General features: G+C 32.6%; 17 protein-coding genes. 6 read left to right on the forward strand and 11 right to left on the reverse strand.

The window, feature by feature from the left end:
* Window positions 1–2: 2 nt before the first annotated feature.
* Genes lpxK through ACHZDT_RS03805 form a run of 3 tightly spaced genes read right to left on the reverse strand, consistent with a single transcriptional unit; the run spans window position 3 to window position 1529 of the window.
* The gene (gene lpxK, locus ACHZDT_RS03795; RefSeq protein ID WP_394773325.1) at window positions 3–1025 is read right to left on the reverse strand and encodes a tetraacyldisaccharide 4'-kinase; all 1023 of its coding nucleotides are present in this window, start codon (window positions 1023–1025) and stop codon (window positions 3–5) included.
* Between the two features lie 4 nt (window positions 1026–1029).
* Window positions 1030–1281, reverse strand: a complete 252-nt coding sequence (locus tag ACHZDT_RS03800; protein WP_394773326.1) for a Txe/YoeB family addiction module toxin — start codon at window positions 1279–1281, stop codon at window positions 1030–1032.
* A gap of 5 nt (window positions 1282–1286) precedes the next feature.
* Window positions 1287–1529, reverse strand: a complete 243-nt coding sequence (locus tag ACHZDT_RS03805) for a DUF2683 family protein (RefSeq protein ID WP_394773327.1) — start codon at window positions 1527–1529, stop codon at window positions 1287–1289.
* Window positions 1530–1725: 196 nt separating this feature from the next.
* Here ACHZDT_RS03805 and ACHZDT_RS03810 point away from each other — a divergent pair, with 196 nt between their 5' ends.
* The 3 genes from ACHZDT_RS03810 to ACHZDT_RS03820 all read left to right on the forward strand — a co-directional run bounded on the left by ACHZDT_RS03810 (window position 1726) and on the right by ACHZDT_RS03820 (window position 4696).
* The gene (locus ACHZDT_RS03810) at window positions 1726–2820 is read left to right on the forward strand and encodes a Nif3-like dinuclear metal center hexameric protein (RefSeq protein ID WP_394773328.1); all 1095 of its coding nucleotides are present in this window, start codon (window positions 1726–1728) and stop codon (window positions 2818–2820) included.
* A gap of 3 nt (window positions 2821–2823) precedes the next feature.
* On the forward strand, window positions 2824–3603 hold the full coding sequence (locus ACHZDT_RS03815; protein WP_072964878.1) for a zinc ribbon domain-containing protein: 780 nt from the start codon (window positions 2824–2826) through the stop codon (window positions 3601–3603).
* Window positions 3604–3823: 220 nt separating this feature from the next.
* A complete protein-coding gene (locus ACHZDT_RS03820) occupies window positions 3824–4696 on the forward strand; it encodes an alpha/beta fold hydrolase (RefSeq protein WP_394773329.1) in 873 nt (290 codons plus the stop codon).
* A gap of 150 nt (window positions 4697–4846) precedes the next feature.
* On the opposite strand, the gene ACHZDT_RS03825 is transcribed toward ACHZDT_RS03820, so the two are convergent.
* Window positions 4847–5527 carry an ArsR/SmtB family transcription factor gene (locus ACHZDT_RS03825; protein ID WP_394773330.1) on the reverse strand — a complete coding sequence of 227 codons (681 nt, stop codon included), beginning with the start codon at window positions 5525–5527 and terminating at the stop codon, window positions 4847–4849.
* Between the two features lie 74 nt (window positions 5528–5601).
* On the opposite strand from ACHZDT_RS03825, the gene ACHZDT_RS03830 reads away from it, so the two are divergent.
* The 3 genes from ACHZDT_RS03830 (at window position 5602) to rluF (ending at window position 8335) form a co-directional block, all read left to right on the forward strand.
* Entirely contained in the window at window positions 5602–6753 is a 1152-nt protein-coding gene (locus ACHZDT_RS03830) for a cytochrome P450 (protein WP_394773331.1), read from the forward strand.
* 14 nt (window positions 6754–6767) lie between these two features.
* On the forward strand, window positions 6768–7112 hold the full coding sequence (locus ACHZDT_RS03835; RefSeq protein WP_394773332.1) for an antibiotic biosynthesis monooxygenase family protein: 345 nt from the start codon (window positions 6768–6770) through the stop codon (window positions 7110–7112).
* Between the two features lie 371 nt (window positions 7113–7483).
* A complete protein-coding gene (gene rluF / locus ACHZDT_RS03840; RefSeq protein WP_394773333.1) occupies window positions 7484–8335 on the forward strand; it encodes a 23S rRNA pseudouridine(2604) synthase RluF in 852 nt (283 codons plus the stop codon).
* A 66-nt stretch (window positions 8336–8401) separates the two neighbouring features.
* On the opposite strand, the gene ACHZDT_RS03845 is transcribed toward rluF, so the two are convergent.
* The 7 genes from ACHZDT_RS03845 to ACHZDT_RS03875 form a co-directional block, all read right to left on the reverse strand.
* Complete coding sequence (locus tag ACHZDT_RS03845; protein WP_394773334.1) at window positions 8402–9352, reverse strand: magnesium transporter CorA family protein; 951 nt, start codon at window positions 9350–9352, stop codon at window positions 8402–8404.
* Window positions 9353–9534: 182 nt separating this feature from the next.
* Complete coding sequence (locus ACHZDT_RS03850; protein ID WP_394773335.1) at window positions 9535–10917, reverse strand: DUF4173 domain-containing protein; 1383 nt, start codon at window positions 10915–10917, stop codon at window positions 9535–9537.
* Between the two features lie 147 nt (window positions 10918–11064).
* A complete protein-coding gene (locus ACHZDT_RS03855) occupies window positions 11065–11355 on the reverse strand; it encodes a transcriptional regulator (RefSeq protein ID WP_055093284.1) in 291 nt (96 codons plus the stop codon).
* Window positions 11356–11362: 7 nt separating this feature from the next.
* Window positions 11363–11977: a hypothetical protein gene (locus ACHZDT_RS03860; protein WP_394773336.1), complete on the reverse strand. Its 615-nt coding sequence runs from the start codon at window positions 11975–11977 to the stop codon at window positions 11363–11365.
* A gap of 884 nt (window positions 11978–12861) precedes the next feature.
* On the reverse strand, window positions 12862–13746 hold the full coding sequence (locus ACHZDT_RS03865) for a bifunctional 5,10-methylenetetrahydrofolate dehydrogenase/5,10-methenyltetrahydrofolate cyclohydrolase (protein ID WP_394773337.1): 885 nt from the start codon (window positions 13744–13746) through the stop codon (window positions 12862–12864).
* 152 nt (window positions 13747–13898) lie between these two features.
* Entirely contained in the window at window positions 13899–15251 is a 1353-nt protein-coding gene (gene ffh, locus ACHZDT_RS03870) for a signal recognition particle protein (RefSeq protein ID WP_394773338.1), read from the reverse strand.
* 292 nt (window positions 15252–15543) lie between these two features.
* Window positions 15544–17226, reverse strand: a complete 1683-nt coding sequence (locus ACHZDT_RS03875; RefSeq protein ID WP_394773339.1) for an MBOAT family O-acyltransferase — start codon at window positions 17224–17226, stop codon at window positions 15544–15546.
* Window position 17227 lies beyond the last annotated feature (1 nt).

The following is a 17227-nucleotide window of genomic DNA, read 5'->3' on the forward strand; positions in this document are numbered from 1 at the left end:
TGCTAAGTAACTAAGTTTGTTTTTATGTATTCTAAAATCGTTGCATCAAAATTTTGATGATGATTGATAAATGTACTTTTTATAGGTAAATAATACAATTGTGAAACTAGTTTAGAATCTTTTAAACGCACATAATCTTTCTCTGTTGTAATAATCTTTTTATTTCCAGCTTTATTCTGAATCGATTCTAAATCTGAATCCGAAAAATTATGATGATCCGGAAAAGTCAGACATTCGTCATTTTCATTTTTTAAATAATCAAAAAACGGTGTTGGTTTTGCAATTCCTGCGAGAAGTAGTTTTGATTCGTTTTTAATTTCATTTACAGCGATTCTTTCGTCTTTACCATAAATATTATCATCATAATCTATAAAAGTAAAATAGATTTGTTGCGAACATGTAAGTTTCAATTTAAGACGAATTTCTGCTTGTTTATCATCAGATAAATTCTTCGGACATTTTGTAATTATCACGATATTCGCTCTGTTTGCCCCGCTTTTGCTTTCACGTAAATTTCCGGTAGGCAGCATAAAATCATCTGCGTACAAATCACCGTATGAACTCAATAAAATATAAAATCCTGCTTTTACTTTTCGGTGTTGATACGCGTCATCTAATAAAATAACTTGCGGTTTTTGATCCTGCGAAAGTAATTGTGTAATTCCGTTAGTTCTATTCGCATCAACTGCAACCTGAATATTTGGGAATTTTTGGTAAAACTGAAAAGGTTCATCACCTAAAACTTCAGCATTTGAAATTGCACTGGCTAAAACAAAACCTTCAGACTTACGTTTATAACCGCGGCTTAAAGTTGCCACTTTATATTGATTGGCTAATAACCGAATAAGATATTCTATTTGAGGTGTTTTACCGGTTCCGCCAACGCTTAAATTCCCAACTGCAATTACAGGAATATCAAATGAAGTTGATTTTAAAATCCCTTTATCAAAAAGTAAATTCCTGATTGTAGTAATGAATCCGTATAAAACAGCAAACGGAAAAAGTATTTTTCGAAGTAAGTTCATAAAATTATTTATCAGAATAATGTCCCATTGCAGAAATCACAAAAACGGTTACAATATCTTCCTGTACTTTATATACAATTCTGTCCTTAGCATTTATTTCTCTTGACCAAAATCCACTAAGTCCATGTTTTAATGCTTCTGGCTTCCCAACGCCTTCATAAGGAGTTTCACTAAGTTCATCTAATATCTGACTGATTTTTTTAATACTGGCCTGATTACCTGCTTTAAAATGTTTTTGTAAATGTGACTCGGCCAATCTTTCTATTTTAAGCCTAAACTTCCCCATACATCTTTTGGATCAACTTCTGTATAATCACCTCGTTTCGCTGAATCTAAAACCATTTTTACAAATTCAGGATTATAAGGAGTTTCATCTTTTTTAATTTTCTTTGAATCTGTTTCAATAATTTCAATCCCATCAACACCTCTAAAAGCATCAGACATCGCAATAAAAGCTTTTCCAGCCTTTGTGCGTTCGTTTATTTTTATGGTTAGCGTTTTCATAGTCATTTGATTTAATACAAAGATACAAAATTAGTAATACTGGTAATACCTGTAATACTATTATACGAATTTACTCAAAACAATATCCTTCAAATATTTTAAAGTTGATACGTTTATTCGTTAATTTGTTCAACTTTAAAGTTTCCGGTTAACAAAATATAAACCTGAAACTTCAAACCTGAAACAAAAATCAAAAATGAAAATCAAAGAAATATTAGCAGTTCTCGAAAAAATGGCACCTTTGGCATACGCCGAAGATTTTGACAATGTTGGTCTTTTAGTCGGAAATTCAGAAACTGAAAGCACCGGAGTTTTGGTTTGTCATGATGCTCTTGAAAATGTAATTGACGAAGCCATTGCTAAAAACTGTAATCTTGTTGTTTGTTTTCACCCGATATTATTTTCCGGAATTAAAAAAATTACCGGTAAAAATTACGTCGAACGTGCGATTTTGAAAGCCATCAAAAACGACATCGCAATTTATGCTGTTCATACCGCGCTCGATAATCATTCCGCTGGCGTAAATAAAATATTCTGCGATGCTTTAGGTTTAACCAATACTAAAGTTTTGATTCCGAAACAAAATTTCATTCAAAAATTAGTTACTTACACTACTCCGGAAAATGCTGAAAAAGTTAGAAATGCCATGTTTCATGCTGGTGCAGGAACAATTGGTAATTATGACAATTGCAGTTTTAATACCGAAGGTTTTTTTACTTTTCAGGGAAATGAAAATAGCAATCCGGTTATTGGAGAAAAAGGAAAATTACACACGGGAACTGAAATAAAAATTGAAGTTATATTCGAAAAACATTTGCACCCCAAAATTCTGAAAGCACTTTTTGCCAATCATATATATGAAGAAGTCGCTTATGAAGTTTATGATCTCAAAAATTCACATCAAAATATTGGTTTGGGAATGATTGGTGAACTTGAAACTGAAATGGATGAAAAAGAATTTTTACACTTCGTTAAAGATAAAATGATTGCAGACGGAATTCGACATTCTGCATTTTTAGGAAAGAAAATAAAGAAAGTTGCTGTTTTGGGCGGATCTGGAAGTTATGCCATAAAAAATGCCATCATGTCTGGAGCCGATGCTTTTTTGACTGCTGATTTAAAATACCATCAATTTTACGAAGCAGAAAACAGGTTACTTTTAGCCGATATTGGTCATTTTGAGAGCGAACGCTATACAAAAAACTATATTGTTGATTATCTTCGAAAAAAAATCCTTAATTTTGCCATCATTTTATCAGAAGAAAATACAAATCCAGTTAAGTACTTATAGAATATGGCGAATACGAAAGAATTAAGTGTTGAGGACAAGTTAAGAGCGATATACGATTTACAGCTTATTGACTCTAGAATTGACGAAATCAGAAACGTGAGAGGTGAACTTCCTTTAGAAGTGGAAGATTTAGAAGATGAAGTTGCAGGTTTAAGCACGCGTTCAGAAAAACTGAAAAGTGAACTTGAGGTTATTGAGGATCTTATCAAATCAAAGAAAAATGCGATTGATGAGCACAAAGAAGTTATCAAAAAATACACAAAACAACAAGAATCAGTTCGTAATAACAGAGAATTTAATTCTTTGACTAAAGAGGTTGAATTTCAGGAATTAGAAATTCAATTGGCTGAAAAGCAAATCAAAGAAATGAAAGCTTCTATTGAGCACAAGAAAGAAGTTACATCTAACTTAAAAGAAAAACTTGACGCTAAAAGTTCTCATTTAAAACATAAAAAATCTGAATTAGACGCTATCATGGCTGAAACTCAAAAAGAAGAAATCTTCTTATCTGAGAAATCAGCTGAGTTTTCTGCTCAGATTGAAGAAAGATTATTAGCTGCTTATACTAGAATCAGAACTAGTGTTCGTAACGGTTTAGCTGTTGTATCTATCGAAAGAGGAGCATCTGCAGGATCATTCTTCACAATCCCGCCACAAACTCAGGTAGAAATTGCTTCTAGAAAGAAAATCATTACTGATGAGCACTCTGGAAGAATTTTAGTTGACAGCGCATTAGCTGAAGAAGAAAAAGAAAAAATGGAACAATTGTTCTCTAAATTCTAAATAACTGTCCCGATTTAATCGGGACTTTTTTTTGCGATTATTTTTCTTGCCACAGATTAAAATGATTTTACAAATCTGTATTTTTTCGCCACGAATTTCACGAATTATCACGAATTAATTAGTGTTGATCCTGAAATTCGTGGCGAAACTTTTTACTAATCTGTGAAAATCATTTTAATCTGTGGCAAAACATTTTTTATCTTTATAAAAAAAATAAGCTTTGGGAATTAAAAAAGGAATCCGTTTCATTACATTAAAATCGGTCGGGCAATATATCAACTTTCTGAGTTACGTACGTCCGCAAAAAGCTGTTGCACTTTCTTACGCACTTTTTAGTCAGCCTAGAATTGGAAGACTCCAGAAGGAAAACTTACCCAAAATATTAAAAAATACAGAAACAGAAACGTTTCATCATAACGAACATCATTTTCAGACTTATATATGGAAAGGAAATGAAACTAAAATTTTATTGGTTCACGGATGGGAAAGTAATGCCTCGCGCTGGAAAAAAACTTTACCGCATCTTCAAAAATCCGGAAGCACTATTATTGCAATTGATGCTCCCGCTCACGGGCAAAGCAGCGGTAAGGAATTTAATATTCCGCTTTATGCTGAATTTATCAATAAAGCTGTCGAAAAATACCAACCTACAATTATTATTGGTCATTCGATAGGTGGCGCAGCTTGTGTTTACCATCAATATTTATTCCCGAATACGAGTATTAATAAAATGGTAATTCTTGGCGCTCCATCGGATTTAAAGACATTGATTGACAATTATGTTTCGATGTTAAGTTTAAATACCAAAATATTTTCACTTTTAGAAAGTCGGTTTTTAACACATTTTAATTTTAAACTGGAAGATTTCTCCGGACAAAAATTTGCTTCAGAATTTAATGTTTCGGGACTAATTGCACACGATACTTCAGACAAAATTGTAGCTTTTGCAGAAGGTAAAAAGATTGCCAGTAACTGGAAAAACAGTCAGTTTATTGAGACCAAAGGTTTAGGTCACGGAATGCACGATGACGATTTGTATGATAAAGTGATTGAGTTTTTGTTTTCGGAAGGTTCTGAGCCACTAAGTCGCTAAGGCACTGAGTTTTTTTTAAAAAATCAGCCGGCTTTTACGTTGTCATCCTGAGCGAAGTCGAAGGAACACAAGAAACTCCGAACAGAAATCGTCAATCTTTGTCGAGCTGCTTACGTTCCTTCGACTTCGCTCAGGATGACAAAACACTGTCTAAATAATAATCTTAAAATATTTCAACATTTCTTTTTCTCCTTTTCCTGTAATGACAATTGCTCTGGAATTTGCGGTTCTCCTGATCCAGTCTTCGTTGAGCATTTTATTTAATAACAAAGTTCCTATTGATCCTGCAATATGATTTCTTCTTTCGCTCCAATCCAGGCAAGGTTTTAAAAATATTCGTTTTTGCTTTTGAGCATCTTCGATATTAATTCCAAAATCTGAAAACCATTTTTCACCTTCAGAACTAATTTCAAAAGTACTATTGTTTTCGATTATTATTTTTTGTTCCAATAAACTATCCGTCAAAGCAACACCAATTTTTCCCGCCAAATGATCATAACAAGTTCGGCAATATTTTATTGGAGGATAATTTTCAGATTTCTTTTTGGAAGCAATTTCAGGTTTAGGAATAAGATTTGCCATTGCCTCAACAACATAAGCTACTTCTTTATTTGAAAATCTATAGTATTTATGACGTCCTTGTTTTTCTACGCAAAGTAAATTAGCTTCGAGCAGTTTTCCTAAATGCATACTTATATTTTGCGGCGATGTATTTGCAGATATTGCTAATTCCGTTGCTGTAAAAGCTCTTCCGTCCAACAAAGTCCACATAATTGATGCGCGCGTTGGGTCGCCAATTAATGCTGCCGCTTTTATAAATTGATCTTCCATTTAAGTGTTCATAGTTAAATATAGAATGAAGTATTCCTTTGTAAAGTTAAATAACTTTGCTAAAAACAATTTATATGTCTGCTACTTTATTTCTTCAATCTGATGTTCACGATCCATTTTCCATATACAAAACTATGTTGGATAAAAACCCGATATATTGGGATGACGAAAATAAAATCTGGGCAATTTATTCTTATAAATATTGTGTTGAAGTTTTAAAAAATCCTCATGCATATATTCCAATTGTAAATTCAAACAACGAGCAAAAATTAAACAAATATGCTTTAGCTGTTTTGACTAATTTAACTCGTTTATCAAATGGAATTCAACATGAAATTTCAAGAGAAATTGCAATGCTGTTATTTTCAAATATGAAATCTATTGCTGTGAAAACAATAATTTCTCAATTAATTGAAAAGGATTTAATCCAAAATAAAATTGATTGGATTGATTCAGTTTGTAAAAAATTACCCATTCTTATTGTTTTAAAAAGCTTTGGTTTTAGCGATAAAGATTCTGGTTTCCTTTCGGAGAAAATAGAAATTATCACCAAAATTATGCTTCCGAATAAAACTGAGGAACAAATAAAATCTATTAATGAAATTTCGGAACAACTTTATTTGATAGTCGGGAATCATTTATCAGTTCAGTCTTTCTATGAAGATTCATTGATCAAAATATCAGAATCGCATAAACTTTCGCTTGACGAAATTAAAACAAAATTTGTGAGTAATTTGATCGGATTATTTATTCAAAGTTATGATGCCGGTCGCGGAATTTTGAGTAATTCATTATTACAGATTATCAAACATAAAACTTTTGCTGATAAAGCCGAAATTGAAAAATCTATTATTGAAACTTTACGATTTGATCCGCCAATTCATAATACACGAAGAATTGCGAATGATGATATTATCTTAGGAAATACTTTAATTAAAAAAGGTGATTCTATTTTAGTTGTTCTTGCAGCGGCAAATCGAGATTTTGAAAAGTTTAAAAATGCATCAAATTTTGATATTAATCGCATCAATAATAACGATAATCTAGCTTTCGGAATTGGTGGTCATCAATGTTTGGCGAAACATTTTTCGATTCAAATAGCGACAGAAGCTTTATCATATTTATTTGAAAACTATAAAAATATTACACTTTTAGAAAATAACATTAAATACGAATCCTTGATTAATGCCCGATTACCAAAAGAAATTTGGATTTCAATACAATAATAAAAACACAAATTATGATAGCAGTAATTTTTGAAGTAATTCCCAACGAAGGAAAAAAAGCAGAATATCTTGAAATTGCAGCCAATCTGCGACCTGAATTAGACAATATCGAAGGTTTTATTTCGATAGAACGTTTTCAGAGTTTTAGCGATCCTGAAAAAGTTTTGTCTTTGTCATTTTGGAAAGATGAAGAAAGTATTCAGCAATGGAGAAATCTGGAAATGCACCGTCACGCTCAGGAAAAAGGAAGAAATGAGGTTTTTAAAGAGTATCATTTACGTATTGCAACTGTTGTTCGCGATTACGGAATGTTTGATCGGGATGAAACGCCTGAGGATAGTTCGTGTTATCATAAATAGTTTTCAAGGAAGGTTCTGAGGTTCTGAGTTGCTAAGTTGCTAAGTTTTTTTTAGATAAAGTAACGGCATGTTTGTCATCTTGTGGAACGAGGAAATCTCCCGCGAAAAACACGCACTGTTGTCAATTCTTGGAAGAATGGATTAAAATCCATCCCTATAATATGTTTCGTTCCTCCGGAACTTTTCATAAAATTCCGGAGAATGATTTATTTTGTAGATAGGGATTTTGATCCCTTGAAACGCAAAGTAACCCCAATATTAAGGAATCTTCACAAGTAACTTTCTACAATTTTTCGATCTTCTAACGGAGATTCTTCGTTCCTTGGAATGGCAAATTAGTAACAAATCCAAATTTTGACTACTTTTGCAGTATGGAAGAGAATTTAAAACGTCTGAATAAATTTATTGGTGAAACAGGATATTGTTCTCGCCGTGAAGCCGATAAACTTATTGAGGAAGGACGCGTGACAATAAATGGTGTTGTGCCGGAAATGGGAACGAAAGTTTCTCAGAAAGATGAAGTTCGTATTGACGGGAAATTGATTGTAGAGAAACATGAAAAACTCGTGTATCTTGCTTTTAATAAACCTGTTGGAATTGAATGTACGACGAATTTAGAAGTTCGAAATAATATTGTGGATTATATTAATTATCCTAAACGTATTTTCCCAATTGGACGTTTGGACAAAGCGAGTGAAGGATTAATTTTCATGACGAACGATGGTGATATCGTGAACAAGATTTTACGCGCGAGAAACAATCACGAAAAAGAATATACGGTTACAGTAAATAAACCTATCACAGAACGCTTTATACAACGTATGGGAAATGGTGTTCCGATTTTAGATACGGTTACCCGAAAATGTAAAGTAGAACAAATTAGCCAATTCACCTTTAAAATCATTTTAACGCAAGGTTTAAACCGACAAATTCGTAGAATGACTGAGTATTTGGGTTATGATGTTACGGCGCTTAAACGTATCAGAATTATAAATATTTCGTTAGACATTCAGGTTGGGCGTTATCGTGATTTGACTGATGATGAAATTAAAGAGTTAAATCATTTAATTGAACCATCCAGTAAAACTGAAGAAGCGAGTTTACCAAAACCGGAAGCTCCAAGACGAAGAACTGATTTTCTCTCAAAAGATGATGTGCCTAAACGAAGAACAGATTTTATATCAAAAGATGATCCTCGATTTAAGAAAAAAGGAGATTATTAAATCCCATAAAAAATCCATTCGAATCAACGAATGGATTTTTTTTATCACTATTTGTGATCTGTTTTATCAGAACCATCTTCTTCTTTTGAATAAGAAAACGCCAAAAATCGATAATACAACTGATACAAAAAGCAATATCCAAAAACCATATTTACTTTCTTCTAAACCATTTGGCACGTTCATTCCGTACAAACTGGCGATTAAAGTTGGGATCATAAGAATAATTGAAATTGAAGTCATTTGCTTCATAATATCATTCATATTATTTGAAATTACTGAGGCATAAGCGTCCATCATTCCTGTCAAGATATTGCTGTAAATATTAGCGGTGTCTTGCGCCTGACTTAATTCGATATCAACATCTTCTAATAAATCCTGATCGAAGTTTTCTCTTTGGGCTTTTAGATTTTTTATTCTGTGAAACAAAACATCATTTCCTTTTAGGGAAGTAATAAAAAATACGAGACATTTTTCTATTTGCAAAAGCGCCTGTAATTCTTCATTTTTGATTGATTTTTCTAAGTTATCTTCGGCTAATTTTATCTTTTGATTGATTTGTTTTAGATATTTTAAGTACCAAACGCTCGATGACAATAATAATCTTAAAACAAGATCTAAGTTGTCTTTTATGATAATATTTTTACGGTTTGTGTATTGTACAAAATCAGCAATAATTTCTGTTTCATAAAAACTAATAGTAACACAAACATCATCTTTAAAAATTAATCCTAACGGAATGGTTTGAAAAGGCAGTTTAATGTCATTGCTTTTTATTGGAACGCGCATGATAAATAAAGTCCAGCCGTCTTCAGATTCCATACGTGGTCTTTCGTCGATATCTTCAATGTCGTTGTAAAAAGCTTCGGGAATTTGAAGTTCTTCTAATAAATATTTTTTTTCTGTTTCTGAAGGAGATTCAATATTGATCCAGCAGTTTGGAGTCCATTCTTGTGTCTCGATTAATCCGTTGTTGTTTTTGTAAAAGGCTTTCATTTCAAAATTGCAGGGTTTTATCATAGCATTTTGAAAAAATTCAAAAGCTATTTTAATTTAATACTAACGAATAATAATCGTCCATTGGAGAAGTTTTTTTTAGTGCTGCAAAAGTATCCTTTATTTCTAATACCCGAAACTTTAAAATTATAATTAAATACTAAAAAACCATCTTAACTGCTGAAGTAAGATGGTTTTTAAGATTACTATTTTTTCAGAAATTCATAATACAAAGCTTTCGACAAAAATGTTGCGTTACGATATTCATCAATTTGATCTTCTCTTTTTATTTCAATTAATTGTCCGTCTAAATGGTGTTGTGAAAAATATTCTCTTCTGGCTTCATCATTAAAATTAAGCCCGCTCAGGAAGATTGGTTCTACGCTTTTATTTACCGAAATATTATAATTGGTAATCAGATTTCCCCAATTTACAAAACTGCATAGCAAAACGGTTCCATAAAAATACCACACCATCTGGTTGATTAAATAAGCGTTTGTTTTTTGTTTTGTAATTTTAAGAAACACAAATATTAAACCTATAATTGCTAAAATTAAAAAAGCATAAACTCCTAATCGTTTGTAAGTTAATCCGAAAACTGAAATGTATTCTGAATTTTTAATGATGGCACTTATAATCAAAAGACCATTTAAAACAATCCAGATTTTTGCTAATTTTTTTAACCAGATCGCTTTTGAATCAAAATTGAATCCGCCTTTAAAATAAAACATGATTACTCCGACTGCCATAATTATTGAAAAAATTACTGAGTTTACTCTGTCATGTGTATCGGCGCTTAAGTTAGTTTTCTTTACTACTTCAAAAAACTGTTCATAGTTATAGGTGACGATAAATACTAAAAGCATGAAGTTTAAAAGTACTAATGTAATCTCTCCGCTTTTTCGTTCGAAATCCAGATCAAGAAATGAAAATGTATTTTGATTTTTGATTTGATCTACATTACTGAAGTCATTATCGAGCAACTCATTTTTTTCATAAGAAACATCCGGAACCCAATAATTCCAGAAACTGAATGAAATGTAAAATCCTAGAATTCCAATTAGAATGACTTGTACAATATCGATATCTAAAGTATAATCAGTTAATAAAGAAAAAAAATGTGTGCTTCCGAAAGAATATGCTGCAAAAAATACAATGATAAAAATCGCCGGAATTATAAAATAAGCGACCAACTTTTTAGCAAAGTTATTGTGAATTTTTCTTTCCGGAAGCCATTGACTAAACATAAAAATGCGTCCTAACGAAGTAAATGCGTTTAAAAAAACAAGCGGAAAAACCTGTATTACTTTCAGTTGAGATTCCTGAGTTCTAAATTGTAAAAAAAGAACTGACATTGCCAAAGCTAAAAAAGAAGCAAAATCTCCATACCAGGCAAATGCGAGACAAGACAAAACCGACGTAACAACTAATACTAAATGAGATCTGTCAGTGAACCGATCCTGAAATAAATAACAGATCAAACCGGTTAATAATAGTCCGAAAATAGCGAGGTTCACTCCTGCTGATTCGTTGTAAAAAAGCAGCGTAAATATCAAACTGCAAGCTAGAATAATTTGGTGTTTTTTCATATTTGTTGAATTTTATTTATTAGAGGTCAAATATGTTATCGCCCTTTTTTATTGGTTTTGTCTTCACAATTTTTAAGTGGCGATTTCATGATTTAAAATTTAAAAGTACTTTGCGTTTCAAAGTAAATAGATAAAAAAATAGGGTTATTAGGATTTCATTAATTTTTCAAGATAAGACAGGTGTTCTTTAAAAGCTGCACGTCCTCTGGGAGTTACCTGATAAGATGTTTTGGGCTTTTTACCTACAAACTCTTTTTTGACTTCGATATATTCTGATTTTTCAAGTGCTGAGGAATGACTGGCTAAATTACCATCTGTGATGTTCAAAAGATTTTTCATCTCTGTAAAATCAACCCATTCATTGACCATCAGAACGGACATAATCCCCAATCTGACGCGACTTTCAAAATCTTTATTTAGTTTATCAATAATTCCCATTTGTGGATTATTTATATTTTTTGAACATTACTAATCCGTACAAGATATGCAAAATACCAAATCCTATGATCCAAAAAACTAAACCATATCTAATATAAAAAAGAGAAATAAATCCTAAAACTAATTCGCAGAATCCTAAATATTTAATATCTGAAAAAGTATATTTTTCAGCATTTATAAGTGATAAACCGTAAAAAATTAAAGTTGTTGGCGCAACTAAACCATAAACCTCATGGTGTAAAAGTGCTAAACAAAATATACCTCCTGCTAAAAGTGGAATGGCTAAATTGAACAACATATTTTTTGTAGCCGATGTCCAAATTGGTAAATCGTATTTTCTGCTTTTTCTGATGGTAAAAAGAAGTCCAAATGTAAAAGCAAAAACTAAGATTATAATTCCGGTAAAGAATAACTCAGAAACTAAATTAGCAGAATATAATTTATGTTTTCCATCAAAATATTCAACTCCGTTTGCTTTGAATAATTGATAAACATATAATCCTCCAATCAATGCAGATAGTCCTGCAAAAACTCCTGAGAGTCCGCTTAGTGATATAAATCTTGAAGAGCGCTCCATCATGGAACGAATATGTGCTAAATCTTCTTGGTGCTTCTGATTCATAAATAAAGTACTTTGTATTGCAAAGTTATATTTTATTTTGAATTGACAAGTAGAAAATTGATTTTTTTATTTTTGTTTGGGATTAAATGTTGGAAATGTGTAATCCCTACGGGATAATATTGGTGTGATAATCATTTTTTCTACCGATATTTATCTTCTAACGAGGATATTTAAAAATTAATTTTTATTAACGTTCAAAATGCTCCAGAGGAGTATAATGTTTATAGCTAATTTAAACATTCAGACTAAAGCTCCATCGGAGCGATATTACGTTTCTGGGATAATATTTTTAAATATGACACCCCGATGGGGTTCTTTAAAATAAAATATTTTTTCTATAAATATGTCGTCCCGCTGGGACTTGAATATTTGTAATCCCTACGGATAATATTGGTGTGATAATCATTTTTTTCTACCGACATTCTACCAATATGTAACTCCTAACGGAGTATCTAGTAGAGATTAAATGTTGGCAGAGAAAAATTATCGATATTCTTTTTGTCCCGTAGGGCAATGTCATTAATTTAAGAAATGAGTAAATAGACACAGAAGTAAACACAAAGTTTGTCATCTCGACGAAGGAAAGATCGCACTATTATTTCCGTTCAGATATTCGCCAATCTTTGTCGAGTTTCTTTTGTGATCTCTCCTTCGTCGAGATGACAAGATTGTGTTGGAAACTGGGACTGAGACTGAAAACTGTTTTGCTTGCGTGAGGGATAGGAATAAGCTACCGAAGTAGCATGGATAGCCCGACCGTATTTGCAAAAGGCGCGTATATGCGATTCTAAAAAAGCGCCTTTTGCAAATAGGGTCACGCCCAAATTATAAACAACAAAGCCTACTCGATTGAATAGGCTTTGTTTATTTTTATTTGAAAAGAATTATTTTTTTGCGCTTCTCATTTTTCGTGCTAAAAGTGTGTTTTTAAGCAACATTGCAATTGTCATTGGTCCTACTCCACCAGGAACTGGCGTAATGAATGATGATTTTTTGCTTACTTCGTCAAAATCAACGTCACCTTTAATAACGTAGCCTTTTGGATTTGTAGAATCGTCAACTCTTGTGATTCCAACGTCGATTACTATTACTCCGTCTTTTACCATATCGGCTTTTAAAAATTCAGGAACTCCTAAAGCTGTAATTATAATATCAGCATTTTTAGTGAATTCGGCTAAATTTTTAGTTCGGCTGTGTGTTAATGTAACGGTTGAATCTCCGGGATTTCCTTTGCGGCTCATCAAGATACTCATTGGGCGACCTACAATATGACTTCTTCCAATAACAACGGTGTGTTTTCCGGCAGTTTCAACTTTGTAACGCTCTAACAATTCCATAATTCCAAATGGTGTTGCCGGAATAAAGCTTTCCATTTCAAGTGCCATTCTCCCAAAATTTGTTGGGTGAAAACCATCAACATCTTTATCAGGATCGATTGCTAATAAGATTTTTTGTTCGTCGATGTGTTTTGGCAAAGGTAACTGAACGATATATCCGTCAAGATCGTCATCTTCGTTTAGTTCTTTAATTTTTGCTAATAACTCGTCTTCGCTAATATCTTCCGGTAAACTTACTAAAGTGGAATCAAAGCCAATTTGCTGGCAAGATTTTACTTTACTTCCTACGTAAGTTAAACTTGCGCCGTTTGTTCCCACGATTACCGCTGCCAAATGAGGCACTTTTCCACCGGCATCTTTTATCGATTGAACTTCGGCTGCGATTTCGTTTTTAATGTCTTCAGCTGTTTTTTTACCGTCTAGTAGTTGCATTGTTTTTTGTTTCAGGTTTATTTTTTTGTTTCAGGTTTAAAGTTTCAGGTTTGCGTGTCACTTAAAAATGAAAATATTTATTTATTAAAAAAAGTTTCAAATTTCAGTCTCATAACTTGAAACCTGAAACTTGAAACTTTTTTCTTATTTTATTATCTCGGCATTCCGCCTGGCATTCCTTTCATGCCTCCCATCATTTTCATCAGGTTTTTTCCGCCCGGGCCTTGCATCATCTTCATCATTTTGCTCATTTGCTCGAATTGCTTCATTAACTGATTTACTTGCTCGACTTTCGTTCCGGAACCTTTAGCGATTCTGGCTTTTCTTTTTACATCGATTAGGGCAGGTTTACTTCTTTCGATTGGTGTCATCGAGTGAATAATTGCTTCTATATGTTTAAAAGCGTCATCTTCTATTTCTACATCTTTCATGGCTTTTGAAGCTCCCGGTATCATTCCAACCAGGTCTTTCATATTACCCATTTTCTTTACTTGCTGAATTTGTGTTAGGAAATCATCAAAACCAAATTCGTTTTTAGCGATTTTCTTTTGAAGTTTTCTTGCTTCTTCTTCATCAAATTGTTCCTGCGCTCTTTCTACAAGCGACACAACGTCACCCATACCTAAGATACGCTCGGCCATACGATCCGGATAGAAAACATCAATTGCTTCCATCTTTTCGCCTGTACCTACAAATTTGATTGGTTTGTTTACAACCGATTTAATCGAAATTGCAGCTCCACCACGTGTATCACCATCTAATTTCGTTAAAATAACTCCGTCAAAATTTAGAATATCGTTGAAGGCTTTTGCTGTATTTACTGCATCTTGTCCTGTCATTGCATCAACAACAAACAAGGTTTCCTGTGGCTGAATTGCTTTATGAACACGAGCAATTTCGTCCATCATTTCTTTGTCTACTGCTAAACGACCAGCCGTATCGACAATAACTACATTGAAACCATTTGCTTTTGCGTGTTTAATTGCATTTTGCGCAATTTCAACGGGATTTTTATTATCCGGTTCTGAGTAAACCTCAACACCTATTTGATCTCCTACAACATGAAGCTGGTTGATCGCCGCTGGACGATAGATATCACACGCTACAAGAAGTGGTTTTTTATTTTTCTTTGTTTTTAAATAGTTGGCAAGTTTACCAGAGAAAGTCGTTTTACCTGAACCCTGAAGTCCTGACATTAAAATAACGCTAGGTGTTCCGGAAAGATTGATTCCTGCAACATCGCCACCCATTAATTCTGTCAACTCGTCTTTTACTAACTTTACCAATAATTGTCCTGGCTGAAGTGTTGTTAAAACGTCCTGACCTATTGCTTTTTCTTTTACTTTGGTTGTAAAATCTTTGGCAATTTTAAAGTTAACATCGGCATCTAATAAGGCACGACGAACTTCTTTTAAGGTATCGGCAACGTTTACTTCTGTAATTTTACCGTGTCCTTTTAATATATGGAACGCTTTATCTAACTTATCACTTAAATTATCAAACATACTATTTTCTTTATTTGAAGTGCAAAGATAATCTAATTAGGTATTTCAGGCAATTTTTATTTAAGCGCAATTTTTTGGTTTTGCCACGAAGGCACTAAGACACAAAGTTTTTTTTGTTCGCAGAGTCGTAAAAACCGTAAAATTTATTGTTTCTCGCAGATTGGGCAGATCTTTTTTAAGAGTGCATATAAAAAATCAGCTATATCTGCTAAATCTGCGAGAAACAAAAAAGCACAAAGAATAAACCTTTGCGCCTTAGTGCCTTTGTGGCTATGAACCTTTGTACCTTTTTTTAAAACTGAAAATAAATAAAAGGCTGTGAACCTGCAACTGCGGTTGCGTAAACAATCCAGTAAATGAATCCCAGTACAATTGCTTTCCCGATTAAAGGTGTTTTATCGAAAACAAATTTCATTTTTGATGTGAAAATTTCCGGTAAAAAGTGCCAAACATATCCAAAAAGCATCAATAAAAACACATTTTTATATCCTAATACAATCACCTTCCATTGTTCCGGTTCAAATGTTAACTGACCAATATTATTAATTACCTGCAAGGCGGTTTCGAAGTCTCTGGCTCTGAAAAAGATCCAACAGAAAACTACGAAATGAAATGTAATTACGATAGAGAAAAACGTCCATAAGAAATTTGAACTTTTTTCTTTTTTGGAAGGAAAAAATTCTACGAATATTTTATGAATTGCTAATGCCAAACCGTGTAATGCTCCCCAAACTATAAATTGTGCTCCGGCTCCATGCCATAATCCTCCTAGAAGCATTGTGGTAAAAAGGTTGAAATTTGTTACCAGTGTTTGGTTTTTCTTTTTAGAAAGTAAAAACGTTAAACAAAAAATCACAATTGCTCCTAGTGCAATAGTTAAAGGGATAAAGCTCTCTTTTACATTTGAAATTCCCCAAAGCAATAATCCGAAGAAGAATAAACTTGGGAATAAAAATCCTGCGAATGTTCCTTCTCTGTTTCCTCCTATAGAAATATATAAAAAATCTTTTAACCATGTTGAAAGTGAAATATGCCATCTTCTCCAGAAATCTGTAATTGAAGTTGATTTATAAGGCGTTCTAAAGTTGGCAGGTAATTTGAATCCCAACAATAAAGCTATTCCAATTGCCATATCTGAGTATCCTGAAAAATCGCAATAAATCTGGATTGCATATCCGTACGATGCCATTAAATTTTCGAATGACGTATAATTCATCGGCGTATCAAAAACACGATCGACAAAGTTTATTGAGATGTAATTAGAAATTACTGTCTTTTTGATTAATCCGCCAATGATTAAAAATAATGCGTTGTTTACGTCTTGTTTTGTTAGATTTAATTTTTGATAAATCTGTGGCAGGAAATCCTTTGCCCTAACAATTGGTCCGGCAACTAATTGCGGGAAAAACGAAACGAAAAATAAATATTCGATATAGTTTTTTGTTGGCTTAATTTCTTCGCGATAAATTTCAATGATATAACTCATAGATTGAAATGTATAAAATGAAATCCCAACAGGCAGAAAAATATCATGAAGCTGATAATTACCATGAAACATATCATTAAATGTTACGATCATGAAGTTCATGTATTTAAAATATCCTAATAATCCTAAATTCAGGATTACACTTATGACAAGATAAATTTTCTTTCGGCTGACTTTTGCTTCTCTATAAATTATTTGGCTTAAGCTATAATCTACGACTGAAGAAAGTAATAAGAGTAAAAAGTAAATTCCGCTTGACTTATAATAAAAGAAAAGCGAGAAGAGAATAACGTATGTTAACCTCAAATAAAATGTTTTGCGTAAAAAAGCATACACAAAATAAAAAACGAGAAATAATCCTAAGAATAAACCGGTATTAAACAGTAATTTTTCTTCAGGATTGTATATAAACCAACTTTTAGCTTGTTCTAACGTAACTGTACCAAAATTTTGAACAAACCAATTATTTATGCTATCTGTTGTAATCAAC

This window comes from Flavobacterium sp. (assembly GCF_043722275.1).
In the GTDB taxonomy this organism is placed as follows: domain Bacteria; phylum Bacteroidota; class Bacteroidia; order Flavobacteriales; family Flavobacteriaceae; genus Flavobacterium.

Bases quoted from the DNA above. Each gene is read 5' to 3' on its own strand.
- lpxK (WP_394773325.1), bottom strand. From the start codon at position 1,025: ATGAACTTACTTCGAAAAATACTTTTTCCGTTTGCTGTTTTATACGGA.
- ACHZDT_RS03805 (WP_394773327.1), bottom strand. From the start codon at position 1,529: ATGAAAACGCTAACCATAAAAATAAACGAACGCACAAAGGCTGGAAAA.
- ACHZDT_RS03810 (WP_394773328.1), top strand. From the start codon at position 1,726: ATGAAAATCAAAGAAATATTAGCAGTTCTCGAAAAAATGGCACCTTTG.
- ACHZDT_RS03815 (WP_072964878.1), top strand. From the start codon at position 2,824: ATGGCGAATACGAAAGAATTAAGTGTTGAGGACAAGTTAAGAGCGATA.
- ACHZDT_RS03825 (WP_394773330.1), bottom strand. From the start codon at position 5,527: ATGGAAGATCAATTTATAAAAGCGGCAGCATTAATTGGCGACCCAACG.
- ACHZDT_RS03830 (WP_394773331.1), top strand. From the start codon at position 5,602: ATGTCTGCTACTTTATTTCTTCAATCTGATGTTCACGATCCATTTTCC.
- ACHZDT_RS03835 (WP_394773332.1), top strand. From the start codon at position 6,768: ATGATAGCAGTAATTTTTGAAGTAATTCCCAACGAAGGAAAAAAAGCA.
- rluF (WP_394773333.1), top strand. From the start codon at position 7,484: ATGGAAGAGAATTTAAAACGTCTGAATAAATTTATTGGTGAAACAGGA.
- ACHZDT_RS03845 (WP_394773334.1), bottom strand. From the start codon at position 9,352: ATGATAAAACCCTGCAATTTTGAAATGAAAGCCTTTTACAAAAACAAC.
- ACHZDT_RS03850 (WP_394773335.1), bottom strand. From the start codon at position 10,917: ATGAAAAAACACCAAATTATTCTAGCTTGCAGTTTGATATTTACGCTG.
- ACHZDT_RS03855 (WP_055093284.1), bottom strand. From the start codon at position 11,355: ATGGGAATTATTGATAAACTAAATAAAGATTTTGAAAGTCGCGTCAGA.
- ACHZDT_RS03860 (WP_394773336.1), bottom strand. From the start codon at position 11,977: ATGAATCAGAAGCACCAAGAAGATTTAGCACATATTCGTTCCATGATG.
- ACHZDT_RS03865 (WP_394773337.1), bottom strand. From the start codon at position 13,746: ATGCAACTACTAGACGGTAAAAAAACAGCTGAAGACATTAAAAACGAA.
- ffh (WP_394773338.1), bottom strand. From the start codon at position 15,251: ATGTTTGATAATTTAAGTGATAAGTTAGATAAAGCGTTCCATATATTA.